Genomic DNA, 23624 nt, shown 5'->3' with positions numbered 1-23624 from the left:
AGCGCCTCGCCAGCAGATAGATTTGAGATGTTCCGGCAGCAAATGGCCGAGCTCGGCTACCCTGCTAAATCCTATCCCCATAAAGTCGCCCCCGAGAGTTTTCTTTACAAGACAGTCTCGCTGCAGACATCCGCACTCGCAGCAGGCTACCGCAAAGCTTCTTCTTACCGGACCATGAACAATGTTTCCGGGGCGCCCTATTCCACGGAAGGCCGGATTCATATTTCAAGCCTGCTCATCGGCAATGAGAAAGTTGAATCCAGCCAGCGCCAAGGAGTTTTTTCTCCTGGCTCCATTTGGATAGCCATGGCCGACGAGCCATACTCCAGCTATTACGACTCGGCGCATCATATATCTGCGATAGATCTTCCCATCGAGCTGCTCTCCCTGCCTGCGAAAGACTTACGCGCATTCGCCTTCGCCCCTCTGGTGAGCGAGCAGATGCTGGTCTCCCTGTTCCTCACAGCGATCAGGTCGGTGCTGAACGCAGGCGACCTCGACCCCGATGGCGTGGACGCGTATCTGGGCGGCACGGTGGACTTGGTCCTGCGCACCACGTTGGGACTCGACCCCGACCACGCCGACACGCAGACCGCCCGCCGCCACCAAATCGAACGCTACGTCCGCGAGCACTTCACCGACCCAAATCTGGGAGCCACCACTATCGCCGCAGCCCTGCGCATATCCCCCCGCCTGGTGTACCAGCTCTTCCAGAATCACGCCGAAACCCTCACCGAGGTGATCCAACGCTACCGCGTCGAATACGCCAAATACCTCCTCACCACCGGCCCTGCTAGCCTGACCCTCGACCAAATCGCCGAACAATCCGGTTTCGGCTCCACCCGCACCTTCACCAGAGCCTTCCAGCGCACCACCGGCAACACCCCCCGCCGTCACGCCCGCGCCCAACAATCAAATCCTGGCAATCCCACGAGTCGAAATAGAAGAACATTCCTATAGAACTCCTGCCAGATCTGCGTTGCGTCGGCGCGCTTATGGCTCGAACGGAGAGGCCGCCTTCCATCGTCGACCGGCTGTATGACGCGCTTCGTCGTCAGCGGACCCGGGCATGTTCCTCACCGCAGTCCGCTGGCACTCTTCGTGGCACGGACGCGCATCCTGCCGAACAGCCAGCTTGCTGGCACGAACACGGCATGTCGAACCCGGCGAAAGCAACTGCTTTTCGCTCTATCCCGATATTGCATTAGGATTAATTCAGTCACAATAAAGGCAGAGACAATCCTTGAACCGAGCTTCTCCGATATATAGCGTGAATGGCGCCGTTGGAAAACCGCATGGTTCCTCATGCGCGAACCGGCGGACTGTCGACGTACACAAAACAATGGAGTAGCAATGACAGCTTCAGGGAACGCTTGGGAAGGCGCGGCCGCGCTCTTCCAGCTCTATTTCAGGAGCGACAAAACCAGAACAGAGGCTCTGGACCACTGGCACGGCCCCCACGGGGTTATCGTTGCCCATGCGCATGGGATCTTCGAATACCGCCAGCATGAATTTCCTGCGAAGTCCCGAAGCATGTGGCCTGCTGTGCCGAACGTCGACACCGATCTCGATCCCACGTGGTACGTCAATGGAACCCCTGAGGTGAGCCTGGACAGCTCCTTCGCCACGACAGACAGCTCCGTTTCGGGCCAAATGCAGGGCAGTTCGGGCTCGGACGCTGTTCTCCACGATGAGCACAACGCGTTTGGCCGCGTCATCCTCAACACGGGCGAAGGCGTCTGGTTCAAGAGCGACGACCCCGTGGGCGGCTCCAGAATTGTCGCCCTCGTCCGCAAAAGGACGGGAGTCGACCAGGAGGCTTTCCGAGCTTTCGTCAAAAACTCGGCAGCGTTCTTGCGACGACCGGCCTGTCGGAGGTCAGAGTCCAGGTTTACGCCCCCTGGGTTATCGAATCATGGCCGAGCCCTGGCGTGGACCACAGCAACCCGCCAGAGCGCGAGTACCAGGCGGCCATCATCCTGGGCGGGGCGAGTTTCGACGAGCTTGGAAAGGCTTTGAGCTCCCCCGCTTTCCAAGACACGGCCGCTGAGCAGTCCGCGCATTTCAGCGCCGTTCACGCCTACGAAGTGAGCAGGACTTTCTTGAAGCGGGCAAACGGCATTCCCCTGGTGTGAGACCTCTCCTCGGGGAGAGACTGGCCTCGGCCTCGCGGAGCTCTTTCGGCGAAATAGCTCCGCGAGGCCGAGGCCTTCGCTCGTGAACATGCCCGACAAAGCCGGCGTGCGCATTCGACGCCCGCGAGCAGGCAGGGCCACGAGGCGGCCATGCCTGCTCGAACCGCTCAACGGCTGTCGCCAAACCCCAGGCTGCTGGCGCGACGGCCCCGGCAGGAGACAGCCTCCGACAAGAAGCCGTGCCGAACCTCGCCTGCCGCGCAACGCCCATGAGAGCCAACCCAGGCGGAATGCTTCGCTAGGATCGTTGGCATGAGGCAACTTCCCTGGTTTCTCAAGCCGCTCCTCGCGATCACGGCAGTTGTCGCGATTCTCGCCCTCGTCGCAACCCTCACCACCACGCCGCCCAAAAGCAAAGGGCTCGGCGCAGGCTTCCTCTGGGGCGTCGCGTCGAGCGGGTTCCAGTCCGAAGGCAACCCCCCGGACAGCAACTGGATGCAAGTCCAAGGCTCCGAGCTCGTCACCGACCCGGTCGGCGGGTCGGTCGACTTCCGCCACCGATACAAGCAGGACATCGCCCTCGCGAAAGACCTCGGCGCGAAGGTCTACCGGATCGGGATCGAGTGGTCGCGCCTCGAACCCAAGCCCGGCCAGGCCGACCAGGCGGAATGGGCCTACTACGACGACGTCGTCAAAACCATCAAAGAAGCCGGGATGCGCCCGATGCTCACCATCGACCACTGGGTGTACCCCGGCTGGGTCGTCCATCAGGGCGGCTGGTCCAACCCGCAGACCCTCGACGACTGGACCCAGAACGCCAACCGCGTCGCCGACCGCTTCGCGTGGGCGGACCCGCTCTGGGTCACCATCAACGAGCCCGACGCCTACCTCGGGCTCGAAATGATCATGTACGGCATCTCCGCAGACCAAGCCCCGACGATCGCCGACCGGCTCGTCCGCGCCAGCAACAACGCGTACGACCACATCCACAAGGTCCAGCCGGACGCGATGGTCACCAGCAACGTCGCCTACATCCCAGGCGGCGAGGACCAAGTGGACGCCCTGCTCTTGGACAAAATGAGCCTCGACTACGTCGGCGTGGACTACTACTACCCGACCGGCCTGCCCCAGGGCAAGACGTTCACCGACCTCGCCGCCGACCCGGGCATCCTCGCGGCGACCAGGACCCCCTGGGCCAATCCGCTCCAGCCCGAGGGGGTCTATTACGCGCTGCGGCACTTCGCGAAGCGCTACCCCGGCAAACCTCTGTACGTCGTGGAGAACGGGATGCCGACCGACGACGGCAAGCCCCGCGTGGACGGCGTCACCCGCGCCCAGCAGATCCGCGACACCGTGTACTGGGTCCAGCGCGCGAAGAACGACGGCATGCCGGTGATCGGATACAACTACTGGAGCCTCACCGACAACTACGAGTGGGGCAGCTACCGCCCCCGGTTCGGCCTCTACACCGTCGACGTGACGACCGACCCGGCCCTCGCCCGCAAACCAACCGACGGCGTCGCGGCCTACAAAGAGGTCATCGCCAACAACGGCCTGCCCGACGGCTACCAGCCGGGGATCAAACCCGTCTCCTGCTCGCAGGTCGACCCCCCGTCGAGCTGCTCGGATCCCGTCAGGCCCGCTGCGCGCTGAGCTCCTCTAACGACAGGTAGCAGTTGACCGCCATGGTCAGGTCCGCCTCGGCGAGCAGGCACCGGACGACATGCTCGACCCCTCGTCTGCCCGCGAGCGCAAGCCCGTAGACGTAGGGGCGGCCGATCCCGACCATCTTCGCGCCGAGCGCGACCGCCCGGAGCACGTCCACCCCGTCCCGCACGCCGGAGTCGAAGAGGACCGGGGTCTCGCCCGCCGCCTCCACCGCCGCCGCCAGCCCGTGGATCGCGGCGAGGCCCCCGTTGGCCTGCCGCCCGCCATGGTTCGAGTAGAGGACCGCGTCCACGCCGTGCTCGGTCGCGAGCCGGACGTCCCTGGGATCGCAGAGGCCTTTGACCATGATCGGCAGCTTGGTCTGCGCCCTGAGCCAGTCGATGTCGTCCCAGGAGAACGACGGGTGCGCGAAAATCGAGGCCCACACCAGGCCCGCCCGCTGCGGCGCGAGCTCTTCGGCGCTCTTCACGCCCGCGATCTCCAAGAAACGCGGGTCGGCGAGATAGTTGGCGATGCAGTGGCCTTGCAGCATCGGCAGGTAGCCGTTCGCGAGGTCGCGGGGCCGCCAGCCGAGCGTGCCCGTGTCCACCGTGACCGCGATCGCGTCGAAACCGGCCCGCTCCGCGCGGGCGACGAGGCTGGCGTTGAGCTCGCGGTCCGAGCTCGGGTACAGCTGGAACACCCCGAACGCCGAGCCGCGCTCCGCCGCGACCTCTTCGAGCGTGGCCGAGGACAGGGTCGAGAAGACGACCGGCGCGTCCAGCTCGCGCGCGGCGGCCGCCGTCTCAAGGTCGCCGCGCGGATGGACCGCGCCCAACACCCCGACCGGGCAGAGGAACACCGGGCTGTCGAAGGTCCGTCCGAGGAACTCGGCCTTCATGCTCCGCGCGGAGCGGTCGCGGAGCATGCGCGGCACAAAGCCGTACTGGCGCAGCGCGGAAACGTTGACGTCCTGCGTGTGCTCGTCCCCCGCGCCGCCGCGCACGTATCCGAAGACGCCGTCCGGCAGCGCCTCCTCGGCGCGCCGTTCCAACTCGGCGAACGTGAACGGCAGGTCGGAGACGAAACCCGCCAGCCCCTGGCCGTAGAACTGGAACTGGAAATCGCCGAAATGCGCCATGCGTCGAGCCTAGTCCTCGCCGCGCGCGGTCAGGAGACCAGACGGCCCCGGACGTAGACTTCGCTGATCGCCTGCTCCTTCATGCCCATGACAAGGGAGAACAACAGCTGCTCGGCCTCGAGGTCGCGGTGCTCCTTCGGCACGACCCGCTCCAGCAGCTCGTGCAGCCACGGCTGGTCCTCGGTGCGCACCACGAGGAAGTCCGCCTCCTTGCCCGCGTCGAGGCTGCCGATCCGGTCGTCGAGGCAGAGCGCCTTGGCCCCGGCGACAGTCGCGGTGTACAACAGCTCGGCCGGATGCAGCGCGGCCGCGGCCTCCCCCGGCTCGTTGGCGTGCACCTTGTAGCAGTCGTTGAGGACCCTGGTGAGCAGCCACTCGTCGCCCGCGCCGATGTCGCTGCCGAGCGACACTGTCGCGCCGCTCGCCACGGTCCTGCGCCATGGCATTGTGCCCGAGCCCAAGAACAGCTGCGAGGTGGGGCAATGCGAGATCGCCGTCCCGGTCTCCGCGATCCTCGCCAGCTCCGCGTCCGTGGCGTGGACGGTGTGCGCGAGGATCGCGCGCGGGCCCAGGAAGCTCAGCCCGCCGGGCTTGGACCCCGGCAGGAACTTCCCGTCGTACACGTCGAGGTACGAGTCGGTCTGGTACACGCGCTTCGTGCTGTCCACCTCGCCGACGCCCGGCCGGTTGTCCTCGCTGAAATGGGTCTGGAAATACACCCCGGACTCGCGCGTCTCGTGGTAGAGGTCGCCGAGCTCCGCCAGCGTCTTCGGGGTGACCGAGAGGGCGAAGCGCGGCGTGATCGCGACGTGCACCAGGGCGGTGGCGGGATTCCCCGTGTCCTTCGCGTGCCAGCGGGCGATCTCGTCCCTGGTGAGCGACAGCGCCTCTGCCTCGCCCGTCAGGAGCTTCCTCGCAGTCGGCGGCCCGCTGGTCTGGATCGTCCTGCCGCAGATCATCCGCAGGCCCCGGCGGTGCGTCTCGGCGAACAGGGCGTTCTGCGCGGCGGGGAAGGCACTGCCGAACACCAGCGCCGTCGTCGTCCCGACTGCGATCCTGCGCGAGCAGAACGCCCACGCCGCGTCGACGGCGACGTCCGGGTCGGCGAAACGCGATTCGATGGGGAAGATGTGCCGGTCGAGCCAGTCCAGCAGCTGTCCGCCGCCGTAGAGGCCGGTCGCATGGGTCTGGGGGAAGTGGATGTGCGTGTCGACGAGCCCAGGGATCAGATACGCGGGCCGGTGGTCGCGAACCGCCCAGGTGCGGAACTCGGCGGGCAGCTTGCCGTGCGGGCCGCTGTAGACGATCCGGCCCCCGTCGTCCACCGCGAGCGCGCCGTCCTGGACGGAGATCAGATGGTCCTTCGCCGTTTCGAGCGTCGCCGAGCTCGAAACATGCAGGAGGTGGCCGCGCCGAACAATGCTCATCTCCGCTGCGGCGTCCTTCCCGACATCAGTCTTCCTGGCAGAAGAGTATCAGCAGGCCGTATGCTTTGGGGATGTCCCGCTCCCTGATCTGGATCTGGGGTTTGTGGGATTGGGGCGCCGCCGGTTTCTCGGTGCTCGCCTGGACCTTCGTCTTCGCCCCCTACCTCACCGCGCAGGTGGGGACCGGGTTGTCGGGGAGCCTGTCACCGAGCGCGTGGCTCGGGCTTGGAGTCGGGGCCTCCGGCCTCGCCCTGCTGCTCGCCGCGCCGGGCATCGGCCCGTGGATCGGCACGGGGCGGCGGCGGCATCGCGCGCTCGTCACGCTGAGCGGAGCCCTCGTCGCCATCCTGCTCGCGATGTCGACGATCCGGCCGAGGCTCGACCAGTTCTGGCTCGGCCTCGGGCTGCTCTCGATCGGGCTGCTCGTCTACGAGCTCGCCACCATCCCGTACAACGCGATGCTGCGGGACCTCTCGGACACCCGGAAGGTCGGCGACGCGTCCGGCATCGGCATGGCCATGGGGTACTGCGGCGGCATCCTCCTGCTCGGCTTGAGCTTCCTCTGCTTCATGGGGGGCGAGGGGCCGGTCCGGGGAATTTTCCACGTCCCGGCGACCGACGGGCTGCCCGTCCGGCTGTCCCTGCTCCTCGGCGGCGTGTGGTTCCTCGTCTTCGCCTTCCCGCTGCTGCTCTTCTCGCCCAAACGCAAAGAGGCAGACCCCTCCCGCAGATTCGCCGAGGCGTACCGGATCATCGGAAGGGACCTCCGGGAGCTGTGGCACCTCGACCGGAGGGTCGTGAAGTACCTCGTGGTCAGCGCGGTCTTCCGCGACGGGCTCGTCGGATTCGCGACCTTCGGCGCGGTCATCGCGGCCAGCGAGTACGGATTCAGCCAGGGCCAGCTCCTCCTCTTCGGCGCCGCGAGCAATATCGCGGCGGCGTTCGGCGCCGCGATGAGCGGGCTGGTCAGCGACCGGTACGGCTCCAAACAAGTCATCACCGGCTCGCTCGCCTCGATCCTGCTGCTCGGCGCGGGCCTGCTCGTCTCGACCGGGCCATGGGCGTTCTGGGCCTTCGGACTGGCGATCTCCCTCTTCGTCGGGCCCGCGCTCGCGACGGCCCGGACGATGCTCCTCGAACTGACCCCGCAGGGCAAGGAGGGCGAGATGTTCGGCCTCTACGCCGTCAGCGGGCGCACCGTCGCCTTCCTCTCCCCGTTGATGTTCGGGATCTGCTCGCAGCTGTTCCACGCGAGCCGGGGCGGGGCGGCGGGCATCATGGGCGTCCTCGCCGCCGGGCTGGCCGCGATGGCGCTCGTCGACACGGAGCGCTGAGCCTCAGACCCGCGCGGCGCCGAGCGCGGCGCCGATCTCCCGCGACGCGTCCTCGCCGTACGCCTCGTTGAGGCGGGCCAGCGCCGAAGCCGCGTCCCAGCTCCACCGCTGCGCCCCGCCGGGCGACTCCAGCACGAGCACCGCAGCCATCGAGCCGAGCTGCGCGGAGCGCTCCACCGAGAGGCCCCGGGTCTGGCCGACCAGGTATCCGGCGCGGAAGGCGTCCCCGACCCCGGTGGGGTCCACCTTGCTGACCTCGTCCACGGCGGCGACGTGCACGACCGAGCCGTCCTTCAAATGCACGTCCACCCCGTCCGCGCCGAGGGTGGTGATCCGCGTGCCGACCACATCGTGCACCTTGGCCTCGGTCCAGCCCGTCTTGCTGAGCAGGAGATCCCATTCGTAATCGTTCGTGAAGAGCAGTTGCGCGCCCTCCACCAGCCGCTTCGCGTCTTCGCCCGAGATTCGCGCCAGCTGCTGGGAGGGATCTGCGGCGAACGGGATGCCCAATTCGCGCGCCTCTTCCGTGTGCCGGATCATCCCGGCGGGGTCGTTCGCCCCGACGAGCAGCAGCTCCGGCTTCCCCGCCTTGGCGACGACGTCGGCGATGCTGATGTCGCGCGCCTCGGACATCGCGCCCGCGTAGAAGGACGCGATCTGCGCCATGTCGTCGTCGGTGGTGCAGAGGAAGCGCGCGGTCTGCGCCGTCTTGGAGACGAGCACGTGCTCGCAGTTCACCCCGTGCTCCTCAAGCCACACCCGGTACTCGCCGAAGTCCTGCCCCACCGAGCCGAGGAGGGCGACATCGCCGCCGAGCACCCCGATGGCGAAGGAGATGTTCGCGCCAACGCCGCCCTTTTGGATCTCGAGCTCGTCCACCAAGAAGCTGAGCGAGACCTTCTGCAAGTTGTCGGTGAGCAGGAGCTCGCTGAACTTGCCCGGGAACCTCATGAGGTTGTCTGTGGCGATGGACGCGGAGACGAAAAGGGTCACGGGCGTTCCTTCCGAATAGTTGCTATGACACAAATGAATGTGCGCAGTGCCATGCTACCGCAGGAGAGTCCGATCTCACTCATCCTCGGGAATTAAAGTGGCGCCATGGCCGACTCTGTCGCAGGGCTCGACGCGGAGCTCCGCGAACGCCTGGAGGACGAGACCCGAAACGCGCGGGACCTCGTGCTCCGCCATCGTTTTTCGCCGGAGCACAGCGAAAGCGCGTCGCTGCGCCTGCTGGAGTACGAGGCGATCCGCACACAGCTCGCCCGCAGCGAAGGACAGCGTTCGCTGCTCCTCTTCGAGCCCGCGGCGGACGAGCTCGCAGGCTGCTTCGTGGCGATCGGGGTCGGCGACGTGGCCGCCGCCGAGCACGTGAGCGTGTACGTGCCCGGCAACCACACGACCATCTTGCGCAGCATCGCGGGGATGGCGACGGAGGCGAAAGCCCTGGTCGAGACTGGGAACCAGCTGCTCCCCTGCCGCTCGGGCGGAAAACTCGCCGCCGTGTTCTGGCTCGGCTACCACTGCCCGCAAACGGACTCCGCCGTGCTCACCGAAGGCCGCGCGAAAGAAGGCGTGCCCGCGCTGCGCAGGTTCTTGGCGGAACTCGACCGCCTGCGGGGCGCGGATTTCCACGTGAGCTTGATCGGGCACTCGTACGGCTCGCTCGTCACGGGTTTGGCGATGTGGCAGCCGTGCCGCGTGACGGATTTGATCGTGGTGGGCTCGCCCGGTGTCGGGACGTCCGACCCCGCCGGGGACTGGCAGGCCCAGCCACGGCTGTGGACGCTCAAAGCGCATGGCGACCTCGTGGCGAGCCTCGAACGGTTCGGCCCGAGCCCGGACGAGCTGTCCGGAGCGGTCCGGCTGTCCACCGGACCTGGGAAATACACCGACTGCTCGGGCGAGCAGATCGACCTCGCCAGCATCGACTCGCACAGCCGCCACCCCTTCAACCGCTCGCATTTGCGGTACAACGAGCCAGGCACGACGAGTCACTTCAATCAGGCGATGGTCGCAGCAGGTTTGTACGAAGCCGTGGTCCCCTACGCCGAACCGCCAGATTGAACAACCAGCACCGCAATCAGGCGATGGTCGCAGCAGGTTTGTACGAAGCCGTGGTCCCCTACGCCGAACCGCCAGATTGAACAACCAGCACCGCAATCAGGCGATGGTCGCAGCAAGAAACGGCTGCTACGTTTGTTCATGAGGAGGGAAATCCATGACCACACTCGACAAAGCCAGCCGGGCTGCAGCCGTCGTGGCGTTCGGCGTGGCGCTGAGCGCGTGCGGCACGCCCGTGAGCCCCGGAGCGCAGAGCACCGTCAGCCAGTCCGACGCGCGACCGGGCACAGGCTCACGGGCGCAGAACCAGAAACTGGGCGTTTCCTATGTGGCCCCGCAGGGATTCAAAGAGGCCGCAACACGCGATATCCCGGGCCTCGTCGTGGCGACGTTCGTGCTCGGCGAGCCGGACCCGTCGAAAATCGCCACGCAGTTCACGCTGACGAAGCTCCAAGGCCCCGACGACTACGCGCCGGGCACGTCGGCGGACATGGACAACGCGGCGCTCCTCGACGCTTTCGTGAAAACAACCGGCGCAGGCCCAGGGGACACGGTCGAGGGCGAGCCGGAGCGCTCGCAGTGGCAGGGCGAGCTGCCGGGCGCGAGCGCCCTGGTCAAAGTCGAGGCCGAGGGGACGGGAGAGACCGGGGAGTACGAGGCGTTCCTCGGCTCGGGAGAGAGGCGCTGGTCGGTGCGAGGCATGTTCACCGCATTCCCTCCCGGCGCGTCTGCCGAGTCCCTGAAAACTCAATTGGACGAGTTCGCGAAGTCGGTCCGTCCCCTGTGAGCGCCAAAACGGCCTTCCCGATGTGACCCGAGACTCACCGCGAGAGCGCGACCTTGCTACGGTGGCCAGGTGAGCCCGACCACAGATCTTGTGTTGCGCATCGGCACGGCGGTGCTGCTCCGCGTTCCCCTCGGCGCGCGCAAGGCGCTCGCCGGACGGCGGGTCGTCCTCGACGGCAACACGTTGGACCCCACGACACAGCTGATGCTGCGCAGCATGAAGCTGACGGGGAAAGACTCCATCGCGCGCAGCCCGGACGTCGCCCATAACCGGGAACGCCTGCGCCAGTCGGCGGGCCTGCTGACCGCAAAGACGGCTGTCGGCCAGGTCAGAGACTTCGAGATACCCGGCCCCGCCGGAGCTATCCCGGTGCGGCATTACCGGCCGGACGAGGGGATCGGCGCCCTGCTGGTGTTCTTCCACGGCGGCGGTTTCGTCATGGGCGACCTGGACACGCACGACCAGGCGTGCAGGCAGACCTGCCACGACGCGAAGGTCTCGGTGCTGTCGGTCGACTACCGGCTCGCCCCCGAGCACAAGGCGCCCGCCGGAGTCGAGGACAGCTTCGCCGCCTATTTGTGGGCCGTCGAGCACGCCGTCGAGCTCGGCGCGAGCGCCCCCGACCGGGTCGCGGTCGGCGGGGACAGCGCGGGCGGCAACCTCGCCGCCGTCGTCTCGCAGCTCGCCCGCGACGCGGGAGCGCAGCTGCCCGCCCTCCAATTCCTGATCTATCCCGTTGTCGACTCCACTGTCCAGCGGCGCTCGCGCGAACTGTTCCGCGAGGGCTTCTACCTCACGCGCGAGGCGATCGATTGGTGCGATAGCCAGTACCTCGGCGGCTCCGGCCTCGAAGCCGCCGACCCGAGGGTCTCGCCGCTCTTGGCGGACGACCTGGCCGGGCTGCCGCCCGCCCTCGTCGCGACGGCCGGTTTCGACCCCCTGCGCGACGAGGGGAACGAATACGCCGAGAGGCTCCGGGCCGCGGGCGTCCCGGCAGATCTGCGCGTCTACGGCTCCCTCATCCATGGGTTCTACAACATGGCCCCGCTCGGCGGCGGGCCCGCGGCGGCGGTCGCCGAGCTGACCTCCGCGCTGCGGGCGCACCTCAGCCGCCGATGACAACGGCGGACGCCAGCCACGACGGCCTGCGGGTCGCGGCCTTTCCTCGCTCTCTGTAGGGTGATTTCAGCATGAAGGAGGCCCATGTTTAACGCGTATCTCGCCGAATTCCTCGGAACGACGACGCTGCTCCTGCTGGGCTGCGCCACGAGCGCGAACGCCGCGCTGGCCAAGACCAAAGGGTCGGGAGCCGGGATGGGCTGGCTCGCGATCTCCTTCGGCTGGGGGCTCGCCGTCTTCGCCGGGGCATATGTCGGCTTCGCCTCCGGCGCGCTGCTCAACCCCGCGCTCACCCTCGGGGCGGTGGTCCGGGGGACGAGCCAGTTCGCCAACGGCGTCCCGGCCACCGCCGCCAACGTCGCGGGGTACCTCGCCGCGCAGTTCCTCGGGGGCTTCGTCGGGGCGGTCCTGGCCTGGCTCGCCTACAAACCGCACTACGACGCGGAGACCGACCCGGCCAAGATCCTCGGCACCTTCGCCACGGGACCGGCGGTGCGCAGCCCCGCCTGGAACTTCGTCACCGAGGTGATCGCCACATTCGTGCTGGCCTTCGTGGTCTTCCACTTCGCCGGGACCCCGGCGAAGCTCGGGCCGCTGCCGGTGGCCCTCCTCGTCGTCGGGATCGGCCTCGCGCTCGGCGGGCCCACCGCGTACTCCCTCAATCCGGCGCGCGACCTCGCGCCCCGGCTCGCCCACGCCATCCTGCCCATCCCCGGCAAAGGCGTCTCGGACTGGCGCTACGCCCCGGTCGCCTCGCTCGGCCCGGTCGCGGGCGCCCTGCTGGCAGGCCTCGCCGTCCGCCTCCTGCCGTATATGAACGCCTAACTCCCTCCGTCCACGAAAGGAACAGCATGGCTGATTTCATCGTCGCCGTCGACCAAGGCACCACCTCGACCCGATGCATGCTCTTCGACCGCGAGGGCAACGAGCGCGGCCGCCACCAGCTGGAGCACACGCAGATCCTCCCGCAGCCCGGTTGGGTGGAGCACAACCCGGTCGAGATCGTGGAGCGATTCCGCACCGTCGTGCGGACCCTGCTCGGCGCGGAGGGACTCGGCCCCGCCGACCTCGCCGCCGTCGGCGTCACCAACCAGCGCGAGACCACCGTGGTGTGGAACAAACGCACCGGCCAGCCCTACCACAACGCCATCGTCTGGCAGGACACCCGGACCGACCGCATGGTCGCGGCGGTCGAGCGGGAGGGCAAAGGCGACGTGGTCCGGCAGAAGGCGGGCATCCCGCCCGCCACGTACTTCTCCGGCGGCAAGATCGCCTGGATGCTGAAGCACGTGCCCGGCCTGCGGAAGGACGCGGAGGCAGGCGAAGCCCTGTTCGGCACCATCGACTCCTGGCTCGTCTGGCACCTCACCGGCGGAGTCGACGGCGGCGCGCACCTGACGGACGTGACCAACGCGTCGCGGACCATGCTCATGGACATCGACACGCTCGACTGGGACGACGAGCTGCTCGGAATCTGGGGCGTGCCGAGGGAGATGCTGCCCGAGATCCGGCCGTCGAGCGACCCGAACCTCTACGGGCACACCCGCGCGCACACGTCCTTCGGCGGAGAGATCCCCATCGGCGGCGTGCTCGGCGACCAGCAGGCAGCAATGGTCGGGCAGGTCTGCCTCGACCCTGGGGAGGCGAAAAACACCTACGGCACCGGCAACTTCCTGCTGCTCAACACCGGGGAAGAGCCGGTTCGGTCCAAGAACGGCCTGCTCACCACCGTCTGCTACCAATTCGGCTCCGACAAGCCCAAATACGCGCTGGAAGGCTCCATCGCCGTCACCGGCTCCGCCGTGCAATGGCTGCGCGACCAGCTCGGGATCATCAGCGGCGCGGCGGAGAGCGAGGCGCTCGCCCGCTCGGTGCAGGACAACGGCGGGGTCTACTTCGTGCCCGCGTTCTCCGGGCTCTTCGCCCCGTATTGGCGCTCCGACGCCCGAGGCGCGATCGTCGGCCTGTCCCGGTTCAACACCAACGCGCACATCGCGCGGGCCACGCTGGAGGCGATCTGCTACCAGAGCAAAGACGTGGTCGAAGCGATGGAGCGCGATTCGGGCGTGCGCCTCGAAGTGCTCAAGGCCGACGGCGGGATCACCGCGAACGACCTGTGCATGCAGATCCAGGCCGACGTGCTCGGCGTCGACGTGGTGCGCCCGGTGGTCGCCGAGACCACGGCGCTCGGCGCGGCCTACGCGGCGGGCCTCGCGGTCGGGTTCTGGAATTCCCCCGAGGACCTGCGCCAGAACTGGCAGGAGGGGAAGCGGTGGCGGCCCACCACGACCGCCGAGGAGCGGGCGGCGGGCCACGCGGGCTGGCGCAAAGCCGTCGAGCGCACCCTGAACTGGGTGGACGTGGAGTAACGCCGACCGGCGCAAAGCGCGGCTAAACTAGTTGCCATGACCGAAACATCAGCGCTGCAGGGCCTGCCCGTCGCTCACTTCAACGAGTCGCCCGGCCTGTACGCCGTGGTCGTTTTCGAGCTCGCCTTCGACCTCCCCGCAGAACAGGTCTGGTCCGCCGTCGTCGAGCCCGCCGCGCTCGCCCACTGGTTCCCGTCGAAGGTCGCGGTGGAGCTGCTACGGGGCGGTCGGATCGAGTTCTCCGACGACCCCAACATGCCGCCGACGTCCGGCGAGGTCACCGACGTCCAGCGGCTCGCCCGGTTCGCCTACACGTGGGGCGAGGACGAGATCGTCCAGGAGCTGACCTCCGTCGACGGGACGACGACGCTGCATTTCGTCAACGTCCTCGGCGACCGCGCCGCCGCCGCGCGCAATGCCGCCGGATGGACCGTCTGCTTGCAGGAGCTGCGCAAACACCTCGCAGGCTCCGAGGCAGACGGGCCGCACAGCTCCTCGGCCGCCCCCTGGACGCCGGTCTACGAGGAGTACGTGGCGCTCGGCTTCCCCCACGGAGCCCCGATCCCCGGCAGGCCGGACGCGTCTGACGACGCGTGAGGCGCCGCCCGCACGGACGGGCGATGGCCGCGCGGCGAACCGGCTCGGCTAATCTGGGCGCACCGAGAGCGAAGGACCTCATCGAGAGCATAAGGAGTTGCGCGGATGGCAAAAGTCGTGGTGCATGTGATGCCGAAGGCCGAACTGCTCGACCCCCAGGGCGCGGCGGTCGTCTCCGCGCTCGGCAGGTTGGGCTTCTCCGGCGCCACCGACGTCCGGGTCGGCAAGCGCTTCGAGCTGGCTTTCGACCGCGAGCCCGACGAGGTCGAGATCCGCAAAATCGCGTCGGCCCTGCTCGCCAACGAGGTCATCGAGGACTACGACTTCCAGGTCGAGGTGACGGCGTGACCCGGATCGGGGTCGTCACCTACCCAGGCACTCTTGACGACGTCGACGCCGCTCGGGCCGTGCAGCGGGCGGGCGCGGAGCCGGTGGCGCTCTGGCACGCCGACGCGGACCTGAAAGACGTGGCCGCGGTGATCCTGCCGGGCGGCTTCTCGTACGGCGACTATGTGCGGGCCGGGGCCATCGCGAGCCTCGCGCCGGTGACCCGTTCCGTGGTGGAGGCCGCGACGCGGGGGCTGCCCGTGCTCGGCATCTGCAACGGCTTCCAGGTGCTCTGCGAGGCAGGCCTGCTCCCCGGGGCCCTCACGCGCAACCGGGACGGCCGGTTCGTCGCGCGGGACCAGACGCTGCAGGTCGCCAACGCGCAGACCGCGTGGACGAGCCAGTACGAGCTGGGCGAGGAGATCCTCATCCCGCTCAAGTCCGGCGAGGGCCGGTACGTGGCGAGCGCCGCCGTGCTCGACGAGCTCGAGACCGAGGGCCGCGTGGTGTTCCGATACGTCGGGAACCCAGCCGATCCCGCACAGGGCAACCCGAACGGCTCGCTGCGCGACATCGCGGGCGTCGCCTCCGCGAACGGGCGCGTCGTCGGCCTCATGCCGCACCCGGAGCACGCCACCGACGCGCTCTGCGGGCCGGGCTTGGACGGTTTGCCGATGTTCGCGGGTTTGGTGGAGAGCCTGGCGGCCTAGCCCCGCCTGCTCATTCCCCGCCCGGCGAGCTCCGCCGCAGATCCAGCTCGGCGGCTAGTTTTTTCGGGACCACCTGCCGGTAGGAGTCTTCCAACAGCTCCGCGACCTCTGCCCAGTCCACCGGCGCCGCCGTGAAATCCAGCCCCAGCCAGCCGCGCGGCCCGAGGTAGGCGGGATAGAAGAACCGCCCGTCCGCCTCCAACGCCTTGCGGTCCCCCGGATCGGGCAGGACGATGAGCGAATGCGGGTGGCTGCGGTGCCCGTCCGCCGTCTTCACGCCCCCGCCGTACCAGGCGAAGATCTTTTTGTTCGCGAGACCGGCCCGGAACGTCGGCCTGCCCCAGGCGACGACCTCCGCCGTGCCGGGCAGCGCCCCGACCAGCTCCCGCAGCTCCTTGAGCCCCAGGTCGTCATCGGTGAACATGATCGGATGCGACATGCCGGAAAGTCTAAGCCGCTAGGCTCGTCCGCATGACGTTTGCTTCGCCCGCCGACTCCGGCCCCGACGGCTTGTGCGCGTTCGTCGACGCCTCGCCCACCCCGTTCCACGCCCGTCAGACCGTCGCCGCGATCTTGTCCGCGCACGGCTTCACCGAGCTGTGGAGCACGGACGCCTGGCCGTCGGCGGGCGGGAAACACTACATCGTCCGGGGGGCGGGCCTCATCGCATGGGCCGCGCCCGAAGGCCGCGCGCCCGCTGCGTTCCGGATCGTCGCAGGCCACGTGGACAGCCCGAACCTGCGGGTCAAACAGCACGCGGACGGCTCGACCGCCGGCTGGCAGACCCTCGCGCTCGAACCATACGGCGGGGCATGGACGCACACCTGGCTCGACCGCGACCTCGGGCTCGCGGGCCGCGTGGTGCTGCGCGACGGCGCTGGCTCTGCCTCGGCGACGGGCGGGCTGGCCGCTGTCGAGCGCCTCGTCCAGATCGCCGAGCCGGTCCTGCGCGTCCCGCAGCTCGCCATCCACCTCGCCGAAGAGCGCGACGCGGTGCGGTTGAACCCGCAGCGGCACCTGAACGCGGTCTGGGGCGTCGGCGCGCAGCCGCGCAGCCTCGTGGCGCTGCTCGCCGAACAGGTCGACGCGCCTGTCGACGCGATCCTCGGCTTCGACCTCATGGCGTTCGACCTCGTGCCGTCCGCCGTCATCGGCGTGGAACGCGACCTCGTCTCCGCCCCCCGGCTCGACAACCAGGCCAGCTGCCACGCGGGCGTGCAGGCGCTCCTGCGTGCGGCGGAGGCGGCGGACGCGGACAGCCCCGTCCCCGTGCTCGCCCTGTTCGACCACGAGGAGGTCGGCAGCGTCTCCGAGCGGGGCGCCGCGTCAGAATTCCTGACGACCGCGCTCGAACGGATCGTCCTCGCCTCGGGCGGCGGACGCGCCGAACTGCTGCGGGCCTTCGCGGGCTCGGCCTGCGCGAGCGCGGACATGGCCCACGCCACGCACCCGAACTACCCCGACCGCCACGAGCCGGGGCATTGGATCTACGCGGGCCAGGGGCCGGTCCTCAAGGTGAACCAGAACCTGCGCTACGCCACCGACGGCGCGGGCGAGGCGCTCTTCGCCCTGGCCTGCCAGCAGGCGGGCGTCCCGTTGCAGCGCTACATGCACCGCGCGGACCTGCCCTGCGGCAGCACCGTCGGCCCGGTGCTCTCCGCCCGGACCGGGATGACGACCGTGGACGTCGGGGCGCCGCAGCTGGCGATGCACTCCGCGCGCGAGCTCATGGCGGCGGCGGACGTGGAACCGTACGCGAGGGCGCTCGCAGGATTTCTATCCCCCCAAAGATGAGTTCCTTTGCTAGGGTCGAAGCATGCTTGCTCGTCGCAACCCCCTCCTTCCCCGCCGCACGCTCTTCGCCCTCGCCGCAGGCACGCTCCTCGTCGCCGGATGCTCGAACCCCTCGGGCCCCTCGGCTCCGACCGGCCCGCTGCCGGACGCCCAGCAGCTGCAGAGCCAAGCTGCCGCCTACACGAAGGCCCAGGCCAGCGCGCATGTCGTGGTGACCGTGACCGGGACCATCGCCGACTTCCCGCTGCAAAAGCTCGAAGGCGACCTCGCCAACAAGCCGCAGACCATCGCGACCGGCCACCTTTCCGCGAAGATCGGCGGCGCGCAGCTGGTGGAGGGCGACTTCCGGGTGCTGGAGGACGGCCACCTCTGGGCGAACCTCTTCGGCCCCTGGCAGGACTTCGGCGACGCGGCGAAGGCCCTCAACGGCTACCAGGTCTCGGACATCCTCAGCCCGGAGAAGGGCATCGGCAACCTCGTCGGGAGCATCCAGCACCCGACCGCCGAAGGGCGTGAGCAGGTCGGCGGGGTCAACACCGTCAAGATCAAGGGCAAGGTCAGCCCCGACGCGCTCCGGCCCCTCTACCCCGGCGCCAAGCAGGACGTCGACGCGACCGCGTGGATCCAAGAAGACGGCAGCCACCAGCTGGTCCGGACCGTCGTCGAGGTCTCGCCCGGCAACACCATCAACGTCGACCCCACCAAGTGGGGCGAGACGTTCACCGTGGCCAAGCCTGCCTAATGCGGCATAGATACATCGCCATCGCGGCGGGCGGCCTCGCCGTGCTGCTCGGAGCGCTGGACACCTACGTGGTGGTCAGCATCATCTCCGAACTGATGAACAGCGTCCAAATCCCGCTGAACCAAGTCCAGAAGGTGACCCCGATCGTCTCGGGCTACCTGCTCGGCTACATCGCCGCAATGCCCCTCCTCGGCCAAAGCTCGGACCGGTTCGGCCGCCGCCACGTCCTGCAGTTGTGCCTCGCAGGCTTCATCGTCGGCTCCATCCTGACCGCCACTGCGGGCAGCGACTGGAATCCGCTCACGGACTGGTTCGGCGGGTACTTCGTCCTCGTCGCGGGCCGCGTGCTGCAGGGCACCGCGAGCGGGGCCCTGCTGCCGGTCACCTTGGCGCTCGCCGCCGACCTGTGGGACCAGCGCAACCGCGCGACGGTGCTCGGCTGGGTCGGCGCCGCCCAAGAGCTCGGCAGCGTGCTCGGGCCGCTGTACGGGATCCTCTGCCTGTGGCTGTTCGGCTCGCTCGGCCCCGACGCGTGGCGAGGCATTTTCTGGGTGAACGTCCCCCTCGCCGCGCTCGCGATGGCGCTGGTCCAGTACTCGGTCCCCGACCATCCCGAGCACGAGGGGCCACGGGCCAAAGTCGACGTGGTCGGGGGGCTGCTCCTCGCGGTCGCCCTCGGCCTCGTCGTCGTCGGGCTGTACAACCCGAACCTCGGCGCGAGCCAAGGCGACTCCGGCCAGCAGCAGCCGCCGCTCTCCCCATGGGGCGTGCCGCTCTTGATCGGCGCCGCAGCGGCGCTCCTCGCGTTCCTCCTGTGGGAGCGGCGCGCCCGCACGACGTTGATCGAACGGACCGGCGTGCGCTGGACGCCCTTCCTCACCTCGCTGCTGTCCTCGTTCGCCGCAGGAGCCGCGCTCATGGTGACGCTGGTCAACGTGGAGCTCTACGGCCGCAGCGTGCTCGGGCTGAGCAACACGGACGCGACCTTCCTGTTGTCCTGGTTCCTCATCGCCCTGCCGATCGGCGCCGTCGGCGGCGGGTTCGTCGCAAGTTTCTGGGACCGCCGGACGCGGGGCCAAGGCGGCGAGCGGGTGGTCGCGGTCGTCGGCATGGTCGTCGCGGCGTTCGGCTACTGGCTGTTCTCCCGCTGGCCGGAGGACGTGCTGCACGCGACGCACGACCTCGGGCTCGTCGCCTTGCCGGTCCTGCACACCGACCTCGTGGTCGCCGGATTCGGCTTGGGCCTGGTCATCGCGCCGCTGTCGGCCGCAGCCCTGCGGGCGGTGCCGGTGTCGAGCCATGGCGTGGCCTCCTCCGGCGTGGTGGTCGCGAGGATGACCGGCATGCTGATCGGAGTCTCCGGCCTCACGGCGTGGGGCCTGTACCGGTTGCACGCGCTCTACGCGGTGGCGGTCAAACAAGCCCCGCCGCTCCCTGCGGACGCGCCGTTCGCGGATCGCGTGGCGCAGTCCGCGCATTTCCTCATCACCGCGTACCACCTCGAATACGCAGAGATCTTCGAGCTGACCGCTCTGATCTGCGTGTTCGGCGCGATCGCCGCCGCCTTCGTCGGCGGGCCCCGCACACAAGGCGACCTGCTCGAATCGACGAGTTCGTGACTTGTCCCGTATGCTGGAGCCACGAGAGCCTGCCGGGCTGCGGCAGGCGACCGACTGGCGTGGGCTCGCAGGGTGTGCGAGGATGGGACTCTGCCGACGCAAGAGCACAGCACGGGGCAAGCTCGTGATGCGGGGCGCCGCGAGAGAACGAGGGTAGGAGATGACCAGGCCGCCGTACGGGGTGGGGCCCCAGCAAGGGAGCCACGGGTCGCCTTATGCTGAGCCCGTCCGCTCGCCCTACGCCGAGCCGCCGCAATCCCCGTACGCCTCCGCGTCCCCCTACGCCGAGCCCTTCCACTCGCCTTATGCGGAATCCCCCCAGTCCCCGTACGCCTACCCGGGGTCCCCGTACGCCGAGCCCGTCCGCAAGCCGGACTACTTGCGCCCGCGCCAACGCGTCCAGATTCCCGTGCAGCCGCCGCCCCGGCGCTGGCCGTGGATGCTGACGGCCGCGGTCTCGCTCGTCGTCATCGCGATCGCGGTCGCGGTCATGTTCAAAAACCTGAGCGAGCCCAACCAGGCCAAGGCGCAAGCGGGCCAGACCAGGCCGAGCACGACCATCTCGGAGCCCCCCCGCACGCCGACGAGTTCGACGCAGCCGCTGCCGACCGGCGACGAGCAAGACTCCACGGCCGACGCGCCGGAGGACACGGCCACGCCGACCGAGGACACAGTCGAGATCACGCCGGAGCACACGCCGACCACGACCAAGGCGAAACCGCCCACCTCGGCCACTCCCGAGCCCGAAGAGGGCGAAGCCAGAATTCCGAAAGTCCGCGGCCGCAACGCCCAGGACGTCCAGGACCAGCTGCGCGAGCTCGGGTTCACGAATATCCAGCTCGTGCCGGACGACCCCGCGAGCGGGCTGGTGCTCTTCGCCGCGGGCTGGAAGGCCGTCTCCGTGGATCCGGGCCCGGGGCAAATCGCGGATGTGACCGACGCCGTCGTCGTGCGGTGCGTGCCGCTGAACAACTGAGCCTCGAAACCGGGCCCGCGCGGGTATGCTGGGACGGTCAGGCAATAGAAAGGCCAGAGCACTGTGGAGAGTCACAGTCCCAGCGTCGTCAGAGTCGCTGAACACCCCCGACCCGATCACGTCATCGCGCATATCAGCGACACCCACCTCATCGCGGGCGACGGCCTTCTGTACGGAGACGTCGACGCCGAGGCCAAACTCGCCGAGCTCTTCTCACGGCTCGAGGCCGCGCAGCCGCGGCTCGACGCCCTGGTCTTCACCGGCGACCTCGCCGACACCGGCCAGCCCGCCGCGTACCGCAAGTTGCGCGACGTGGTCGAGCCCGCAGCCGCCCGCCTCGGCGCGCAACTCATCTGGGTGATGGGCAACCACGACGACCGGGGCGCGCTGCGCGAGCATCTGCTCCGCGAAGCCCCGTCCATGGCTCCGCTCGACCGCGTGCACGAGGTCGCAGGCCTGCGGGTCGTCGTGCTCGACACTTCTGTGCCCGGAAGCCACCACGGGGAAATCGCCCCCGAGCAGCTCGACTGGCTCGCCGAGCAGCTCGCCGAGCCCGCGCCCTTCGGCACGATCCTCGCGATGCACCACCCTCCCGTCCCGAGCGTCCTCGACCTCGCGGTCTCCGTCGAGCTCCGCGACCAGGCCAGGCTCGCCGAGGTGCTGCGCGGCAGCGACATTCGGAGCATCCTCGCGGGCCATCTGCACTACTCCACGAACGCGACGTTCGCGGGCATCCCGGTGTCGGTCGCCTCGGCGAGCTGCTACACCCAGGACCTCCTTGTCCAGACGGGCGGGACCCGAGGAAGGGACGAGGCGCAGGCGTTCAACCTGGTGCACTGCTACCAGGACACCGTCGTGCACAGCGTCGTGCCCCTTGCCGCAGGGCCCACCGTCGGCGAATTCGTCGCGCCGGAGGCCGCCCGGCGGCGCTTGGCGGCGGCAGGGCACACGATCCTGCCCGCCGCGCGCATTCCGCACGGGGTCTCGTCCGCGCACGCGCACACGAGCTAGCTCAGGCCGCTTCCTCGCAGCTCTCCCGCTCCCATGGCGCCGCGACCGGACCGTGCATGTCGGGACACTACGGGGTCGGCCGTGGCCGGCCTCGCCCTGCGTGTCCTAACTTCCCGTTCCCAGCAAGCCTCCTTACGCCGCTTCCTCGCAGCTCTCCCGCTCCCATGGCGCCGCGACCGGGAAGTACCGCTCCAAGAAATCGCCGACGACACGGGCCCGCTTCGCGGCTCCGACCTCGGGGAAACTGCCGTCGTTGAGGCAGAAGAAGTCGTGGCCGCGCTTCTTGAGCAGCCTCGGCAGCTTCGCGAGCCCCTCCTTCGTCGTGGTGTCCACGTACAGCATCTTCGCCGACTCTTGCTGCACCGCGCGCCCAGTCATCAGGGCGTAGTAGTGGTACAGCGAGTTCGTGACCGAGATGTCGGTCGCCGCGCGGAACCGGCTGGCCTGCGTGCGGGCGAAATCCTCGGGGAACTCTCGCTCGAGCTCCAACAGGACGCTCCGGCGCAGCGGGGCGGCGGTGTGCTCCAGGTGGCGGGTGATGATCTGCCCGAACCGCTCCTGCAACAACCTGCGGTTCACCCGTGCGGCGTTCTCGAAGCCGCTGCGCTCGGGGTGGTTGTCCCCGAGCCCGATCCGCGTGCCCGCCTCAACGAACTTCGTGACCCCGCCGGGCGAGAAGAACATCGACGGGGCGAGCGCGCGGCCGAAGAACATGTCGTCGTTGGAGTACAAGAAATGCTCGGCGAGCCCCGGGATGTGGTGCAGCTGGCTCTCGACCGCGTGGCTGTTGTAGATCGGCAGCGCCGCGCGGTCGGTGAAATGGTCCTCGGCCCGCACAATCGTGATCTTCGGGTGCGGGACGAGCCAGTCCGGGACCGGCGAGTCTGTCGCGATGAAGATGCGGCGCACCCAGGGCGCGAAGGCGTACACCGAGCGCAGGGCGTATTTGAGCTCGTCGATCTGGCGGATCCGCGCGTCCGCGTCGTCGCCCTCGCCGACCACATGCCCGGCCATCTGGGCGGCGCGGCGGGCCCGGAACGCCGGGTCGTTCCCGTCCACCCAGGAGAACACCATGTCGACGTCGAAGGTGATGTCGGCGGCGTGCGGGGCGAACATCCCCCGGATGGTCGGCCAGCTGCGCCCGTGCAGTTCGACGACGTCGTGCACGATCTCGCCGAGCGGCAGCGCCTTGCGGGTCAACGAGGTCTCGACCGGGCAGATCACCTGCTCCCCGTCGAACACCCAGAACTGCAGCTCGACGCCCGCCGAGGCGCCGTAGCGCAGGCCGGAGCGGCGCTGGCGCCCGTCCGCCACGGCGGCGGATCCGCGCCTGCGGTAGATCCGGAGCAGCCGGGGGTCGGCGACGGTGGCGGTCAGGTTGTCGCCGAGATAGATCGAGCGCCCGCCCGAGCCGCCCTCGGCCTTCGAGCCGTCGAGGACCTTGGCGTGCAGGGGCGTGTCCAGGCAGGCCGCCATCAGCGCCTGGGCGACTTGCGCCCGGTACCGGATGTCGACTACGAGCGCTGGCCGTCCCTCCGCGCCCCTGATCAGCAGGAACGGGATGTCGTTCGCCTCCAGCTCGTGGCGGAGGAACACGAGGTCCTGCACCATGGCTTGATACGGGGTGAGACGAGTGGGCGCGAGCGACGGCGGCGCGCTCCGCTGTTCTTGGTTGATAGAACGGATGTCGATCGTGCTGGTCATGGCTCCCACCTGCTTTCTTTTCTCACATGCCGCGCCCCGACAGGGACGCGAATTGTTGGCGAACAAAAACTGTCGCACAGATGAGGGGATCCCGCTGGGGATAGCGGGATCTGAAACGAGACGT

At 68.8% G+C, this 23624-nt stretch carries 22 protein-coding genes; 17 read left to right on the top strand and 5 right to left on the bottom strand.

Annotation, left to right across the window (positions count from 1 at the left end):
- Positions 1 to 42: 42 nt before the first annotated feature.
- The 3 genes from ACRC20_RS05385 (at position 43) to ACRC20_RS05375 (ending at position 3788) form a co-directional block, all read left to right on the top strand.
- A complete protein-coding gene (locus tag ACRC20_RS05385) occupies positions 43 to 960 on the top strand; it encodes a helix-turn-helix domain-containing protein (protein WP_438685317.1) in 918 nt (305 codons plus the stop codon).
- A 971-nt stretch (positions 961 to 1931) separates the two neighbouring features.
- Positions 1932 to 2135 carry a hypothetical protein gene (locus tag ACRC20_RS05380; RefSeq protein ID WP_438685316.1) on the top strand — a complete coding sequence of 68 codons (204 nt, stop codon included), beginning with the start codon at positions 1932 to 1934 and terminating at the stop codon, positions 2133 to 2135.
- Between the two features lie 312 nt (positions 2136 to 2447).
- Positions 2448 to 3788 (top strand): family 1 glycosylhydrolase, encoded by a 1341-nt coding sequence (locus ACRC20_RS05375; RefSeq protein WP_438685315.1) that lies wholly within the window; start codon positions 2448 to 2450, stop codon positions 3786 to 3788.
- Here ACRC20_RS05375 and ACRC20_RS05370 read toward each other — a convergent pair.
- Positions 3769 to 4923, bottom strand: coding sequence for an alpha-hydroxy-acid oxidizing protein (locus ACRC20_RS05370; RefSeq protein ID WP_438685314.1), 1155 nt, complete (start codon positions 4921 to 4923; stop codon positions 3769 to 3771). The two genes, ACRC20_RS05375 and ACRC20_RS05370, sit on opposite strands and share 20 nt — an antisense overlap.
- Positions 4924 to 4952: 29 nt before the next feature.
- Complete coding sequence (locus ACRC20_RS05365; protein WP_438685313.1) at positions 4953 to 6350, bottom strand: guanine deaminase; 1398 nt, start codon at positions 6348 to 6350, stop codon at positions 4953 to 4955.
- A 5-nt stretch (positions 6351 to 6355) separates the two neighbouring features.
- Between ACRC20_RS05365 and ACRC20_RS05360 the strand changes: the two genes are divergently transcribed.
- Positions 6356 to 7684, top strand: coding sequence for an MFS transporter (locus ACRC20_RS05360; protein WP_438685334.1), 1329 nt, complete (start codon positions 6356 to 6358; stop codon positions 7682 to 7684).
- 3 nt (positions 7685 to 7687) lie between these two features.
- Here the strand turns inward: ACRC20_RS05360 and ACRC20_RS05355 are convergent, their stop codons facing one another.
- A complete protein-coding gene (locus ACRC20_RS05355) occupies positions 7688 to 8677 on the bottom strand; it encodes a carbohydrate kinase family protein (protein WP_438685312.1) in 990 nt (329 codons plus the stop codon).
- 105 nt (positions 8678 to 8782) lie between these two features.
- Here ACRC20_RS05355 and ACRC20_RS05350 point away from each other — a divergent pair, with 105 nt between their 5' ends.
- The 8 genes from ACRC20_RS05350 to purQ all read left to right on the top strand — a co-directional run bounded on the left by ACRC20_RS05350 (position 8783) and on the right by purQ (position 15654).
- Entirely contained in the window at positions 8783 to 9748 is a 966-nt protein-coding gene (locus tag ACRC20_RS05350) for an alpha/beta hydrolase (RefSeq protein WP_438685311.1), read from the top strand.
- A 154-nt stretch (positions 9749 to 9902) separates the two neighbouring features.
- Positions 9903 to 10532, top strand: a complete 630-nt coding sequence (locus tag ACRC20_RS05345) for a hypothetical protein (protein WP_438685310.1) — start codon at positions 9903 to 9905, stop codon at positions 10530 to 10532.
- A gap of 69 nt (positions 10533 to 10601) precedes the next feature.
- Positions 10602 to 11651, top strand: a complete 1050-nt coding sequence (locus tag ACRC20_RS05340; protein ID WP_438685309.1) for an alpha/beta hydrolase — start codon at positions 10602 to 10604, stop codon at positions 11649 to 11651.
- Between the two features lie 84 nt (positions 11652 to 11735).
- A complete protein-coding gene (locus tag ACRC20_RS05335) occupies positions 11736 to 12476 on the top strand; it encodes an MIP/aquaporin family protein (RefSeq protein ID WP_438685308.1) in 741 nt (246 codons plus the stop codon).
- A 26-nt stretch (positions 12477 to 12502) separates the two neighbouring features.
- Positions 12503 to 14020: a glycerol kinase GlpK gene (gene glpK, locus ACRC20_RS05330; protein WP_438685307.1), complete on the top strand. Its 1518-nt coding sequence runs from the start codon at positions 12503 to 12505 to the stop codon at positions 14018 to 14020.
- 36 nt (positions 14021 to 14056) lie between these two features.
- Positions 14057 to 14617, top strand: coding sequence for an SRPBCC domain-containing protein (locus ACRC20_RS05325; RefSeq protein WP_438685306.1), 561 nt, complete (start codon positions 14057 to 14059; stop codon positions 14615 to 14617).
- Positions 14618 to 14722: 105 nt separating this feature from the next.
- A complete protein-coding gene (gene purS, locus ACRC20_RS05320) occupies positions 14723 to 14965 on the top strand; it encodes a phosphoribosylformylglycinamidine synthase subunit PurS (RefSeq protein ID WP_438685305.1) in 243 nt (80 codons plus the stop codon).
- A complete protein-coding gene (gene purQ / locus ACRC20_RS05315) occupies positions 14962 to 15654 on the top strand; it encodes a phosphoribosylformylglycinamidine synthase subunit PurQ (RefSeq protein ID WP_438685304.1) in 693 nt (230 codons plus the stop codon). Before purS ends, purQ begins: the two co-directional genes overlap by 4 nt.
- Positions 15655 to 15664: 10 nt before the next feature.
- Here purQ and ACRC20_RS05310 read toward each other — a convergent pair whose 3' ends face one another.
- Positions 15665 to 16093 (bottom strand): MmcQ/YjbR family DNA-binding protein, encoded by a 429-nt coding sequence (locus tag ACRC20_RS05310; RefSeq protein WP_438685303.1) that lies wholly within the window; start codon positions 16091 to 16093, stop codon positions 15665 to 15667.
- Between the two features lie 32 nt (positions 16094 to 16125).
- Here ACRC20_RS05310 and ACRC20_RS05305 point away from each other — a divergent pair, with 32 nt between their 5' ends.
- The 5 genes from ACRC20_RS05305 (at position 16126) to ACRC20_RS05285 (ending at position 21796) form a co-directional block, all read left to right on the top strand.
- Complete coding sequence (locus ACRC20_RS05305) at positions 16126 to 17448, top strand: M18 family aminopeptidase (RefSeq protein ID WP_438685302.1); 1323 nt, start codon at positions 16126 to 16128, stop codon at positions 17446 to 17448.
- 22 nt (positions 17449 to 17470) lie between these two features.
- Positions 17471 to 18190, top strand: coding sequence for an LppX_LprAFG lipoprotein (locus tag ACRC20_RS05300; protein WP_438685301.1), 720 nt, complete (start codon positions 17471 to 17473; stop codon positions 18188 to 18190).
- Entirely contained in the window at positions 18190 to 19809 is a 1620-nt protein-coding gene (locus ACRC20_RS05295; protein WP_438685300.1) for an MFS transporter, read from the top strand. The genes ACRC20_RS05300 and ACRC20_RS05295 overlap by 1 nt, the downstream gene beginning before the upstream one ends.
- Positions 19810 to 19969: 160 nt before the next feature.
- Positions 19970 to 20785 (top strand): hypothetical protein, encoded by an 816-nt coding sequence (locus ACRC20_RS05290; RefSeq protein WP_438685299.1) that lies wholly within the window; start codon positions 19970 to 19972, stop codon positions 20783 to 20785.
- A gap of 63 nt (positions 20786 to 20848) precedes the next feature.
- Complete coding sequence (locus tag ACRC20_RS05285; protein WP_438685298.1) at positions 20849 to 21796, top strand: phosphodiesterase; 948 nt, start codon at positions 20849 to 20851, stop codon at positions 21794 to 21796.
- 132 nt (positions 21797 to 21928) lie between these two features.
- Here ACRC20_RS05285 and ACRC20_RS05280 read toward each other — a convergent pair whose 3' ends face one another.
- The gene (locus tag ACRC20_RS05280) at positions 21929 to 23407 is read right to left on the bottom strand and encodes a stealth family protein (RefSeq protein WP_438685333.1); all 1479 of its coding nucleotides are present in this window, start codon (positions 23405 to 23407) and stop codon (positions 21929 to 21931) included.
- Between the last annotated feature and the right edge of the window lie 217 nt (positions 23408 to 23624).

Origin of the sequence: Segniliparus sp., from assembly GCF_051660745.1 — a bacterium.
In the GTDB taxonomy this organism is placed as follows: Bacteria; Actinomycetota; Actinomycetes; order Mycobacteriales; family Mycobacteriaceae; genus Segniliparus.
The sequence above is the reverse complement of the archived record's forward strand: the minus strand, read 5'-3'. Positions and strand labels throughout refer to the sequence as shown.

Coding starts and splice junctions, on each gene's coding strand:
- glpK (WP_438685307.1), top strand. CDS start 12,503: ATGGCTGATTTCATCGTCGCCGTCGACCAAGGCACCACCTCGACCCGA.
- ACRC20_RS05300 (WP_438685301.1), top strand. CDS start 17,471: ATGCTTGCTCGTCGCAACCCCCTCCTTCCCCGCCGCACGCTCTTCGCC.
- ACRC20_RS05295 (WP_438685300.1), top strand. CDS start 18,190: ATGCGGCATAGATACATCGCCATCGCGGCGGGCGGCCTCGCCGTGCTG.
- ACRC20_RS05345 (WP_438685310.1), top strand. CDS start 9,903: ATGACCACACTCGACAAAGCCAGCCGGGCTGCAGCCGTCGTGGCGTTC.
- ACRC20_RS05280 (WP_438685333.1), bottom strand. CDS start 23,407: ATGGTGCAGGACCTCGTGTTCCTCCGCCACGAGCTGGAGGCGAACGAC.
- ACRC20_RS05325 (WP_438685306.1), top strand. CDS start 14,057: ATGACCGAAACATCAGCGCTGCAGGGCCTGCCCGTCGCTCACTTCAAC.
- ACRC20_RS05365 (WP_438685313.1), bottom strand. CDS start 6,350: ATGAGCATTGTTCGGCGCGGCCACCTCCTGCATGTTTCGAGCTCGGCG.
- ACRC20_RS05370 (WP_438685314.1), bottom strand. CDS start 4,923: ATGGCGCATTTCGGCGATTTCCAGTTCCAGTTCTACGGCCAGGGGCTG.
- ACRC20_RS05385 (WP_438685317.1), top strand. CDS start 43: ATGGCCGAGCTCGGCTACCCTGCTAAATCCTATCCCCATAAAGTCGCC.
- ACRC20_RS05305 (WP_438685302.1), top strand. CDS start 16,126: ATGACGTTTGCTTCGCCCGCCGACTCCGGCCCCGACGGCTTGTGCGCG.
- ACRC20_RS05350 (WP_438685311.1), top strand. CDS start 8,783: ATGGCCGACTCTGTCGCAGGGCTCGACGCGGAGCTCCGCGAACGCCTG.
- ACRC20_RS05310 (WP_438685303.1), bottom strand. CDS start 16,093: ATGTCGCATCCGATCATGTTCACCGATGACGACCTGGGGCTCAAGGAG.
- ACRC20_RS05290 (WP_438685299.1), top strand. CDS start 19,970: ATGACCAGGCCGCCGTACGGGGTGGGGCCCCAGCAAGGGAGCCACGGG.
- ACRC20_RS05375 (WP_438685315.1), top strand. CDS start 2,448: ATGAGGCAACTTCCCTGGTTTCTCAAGCCGCTCCTCGCGATCACGGCA.
- ACRC20_RS05335 (WP_438685308.1), top strand. CDS start 11,736: ATGTTTAACGCGTATCTCGCCGAATTCCTCGGAACGACGACGCTGCTC.
- purS (WP_438685305.1), top strand. CDS start 14,723: ATGGCAAAAGTCGTGGTGCATGTGATGCCGAAGGCCGAACTGCTCGAC.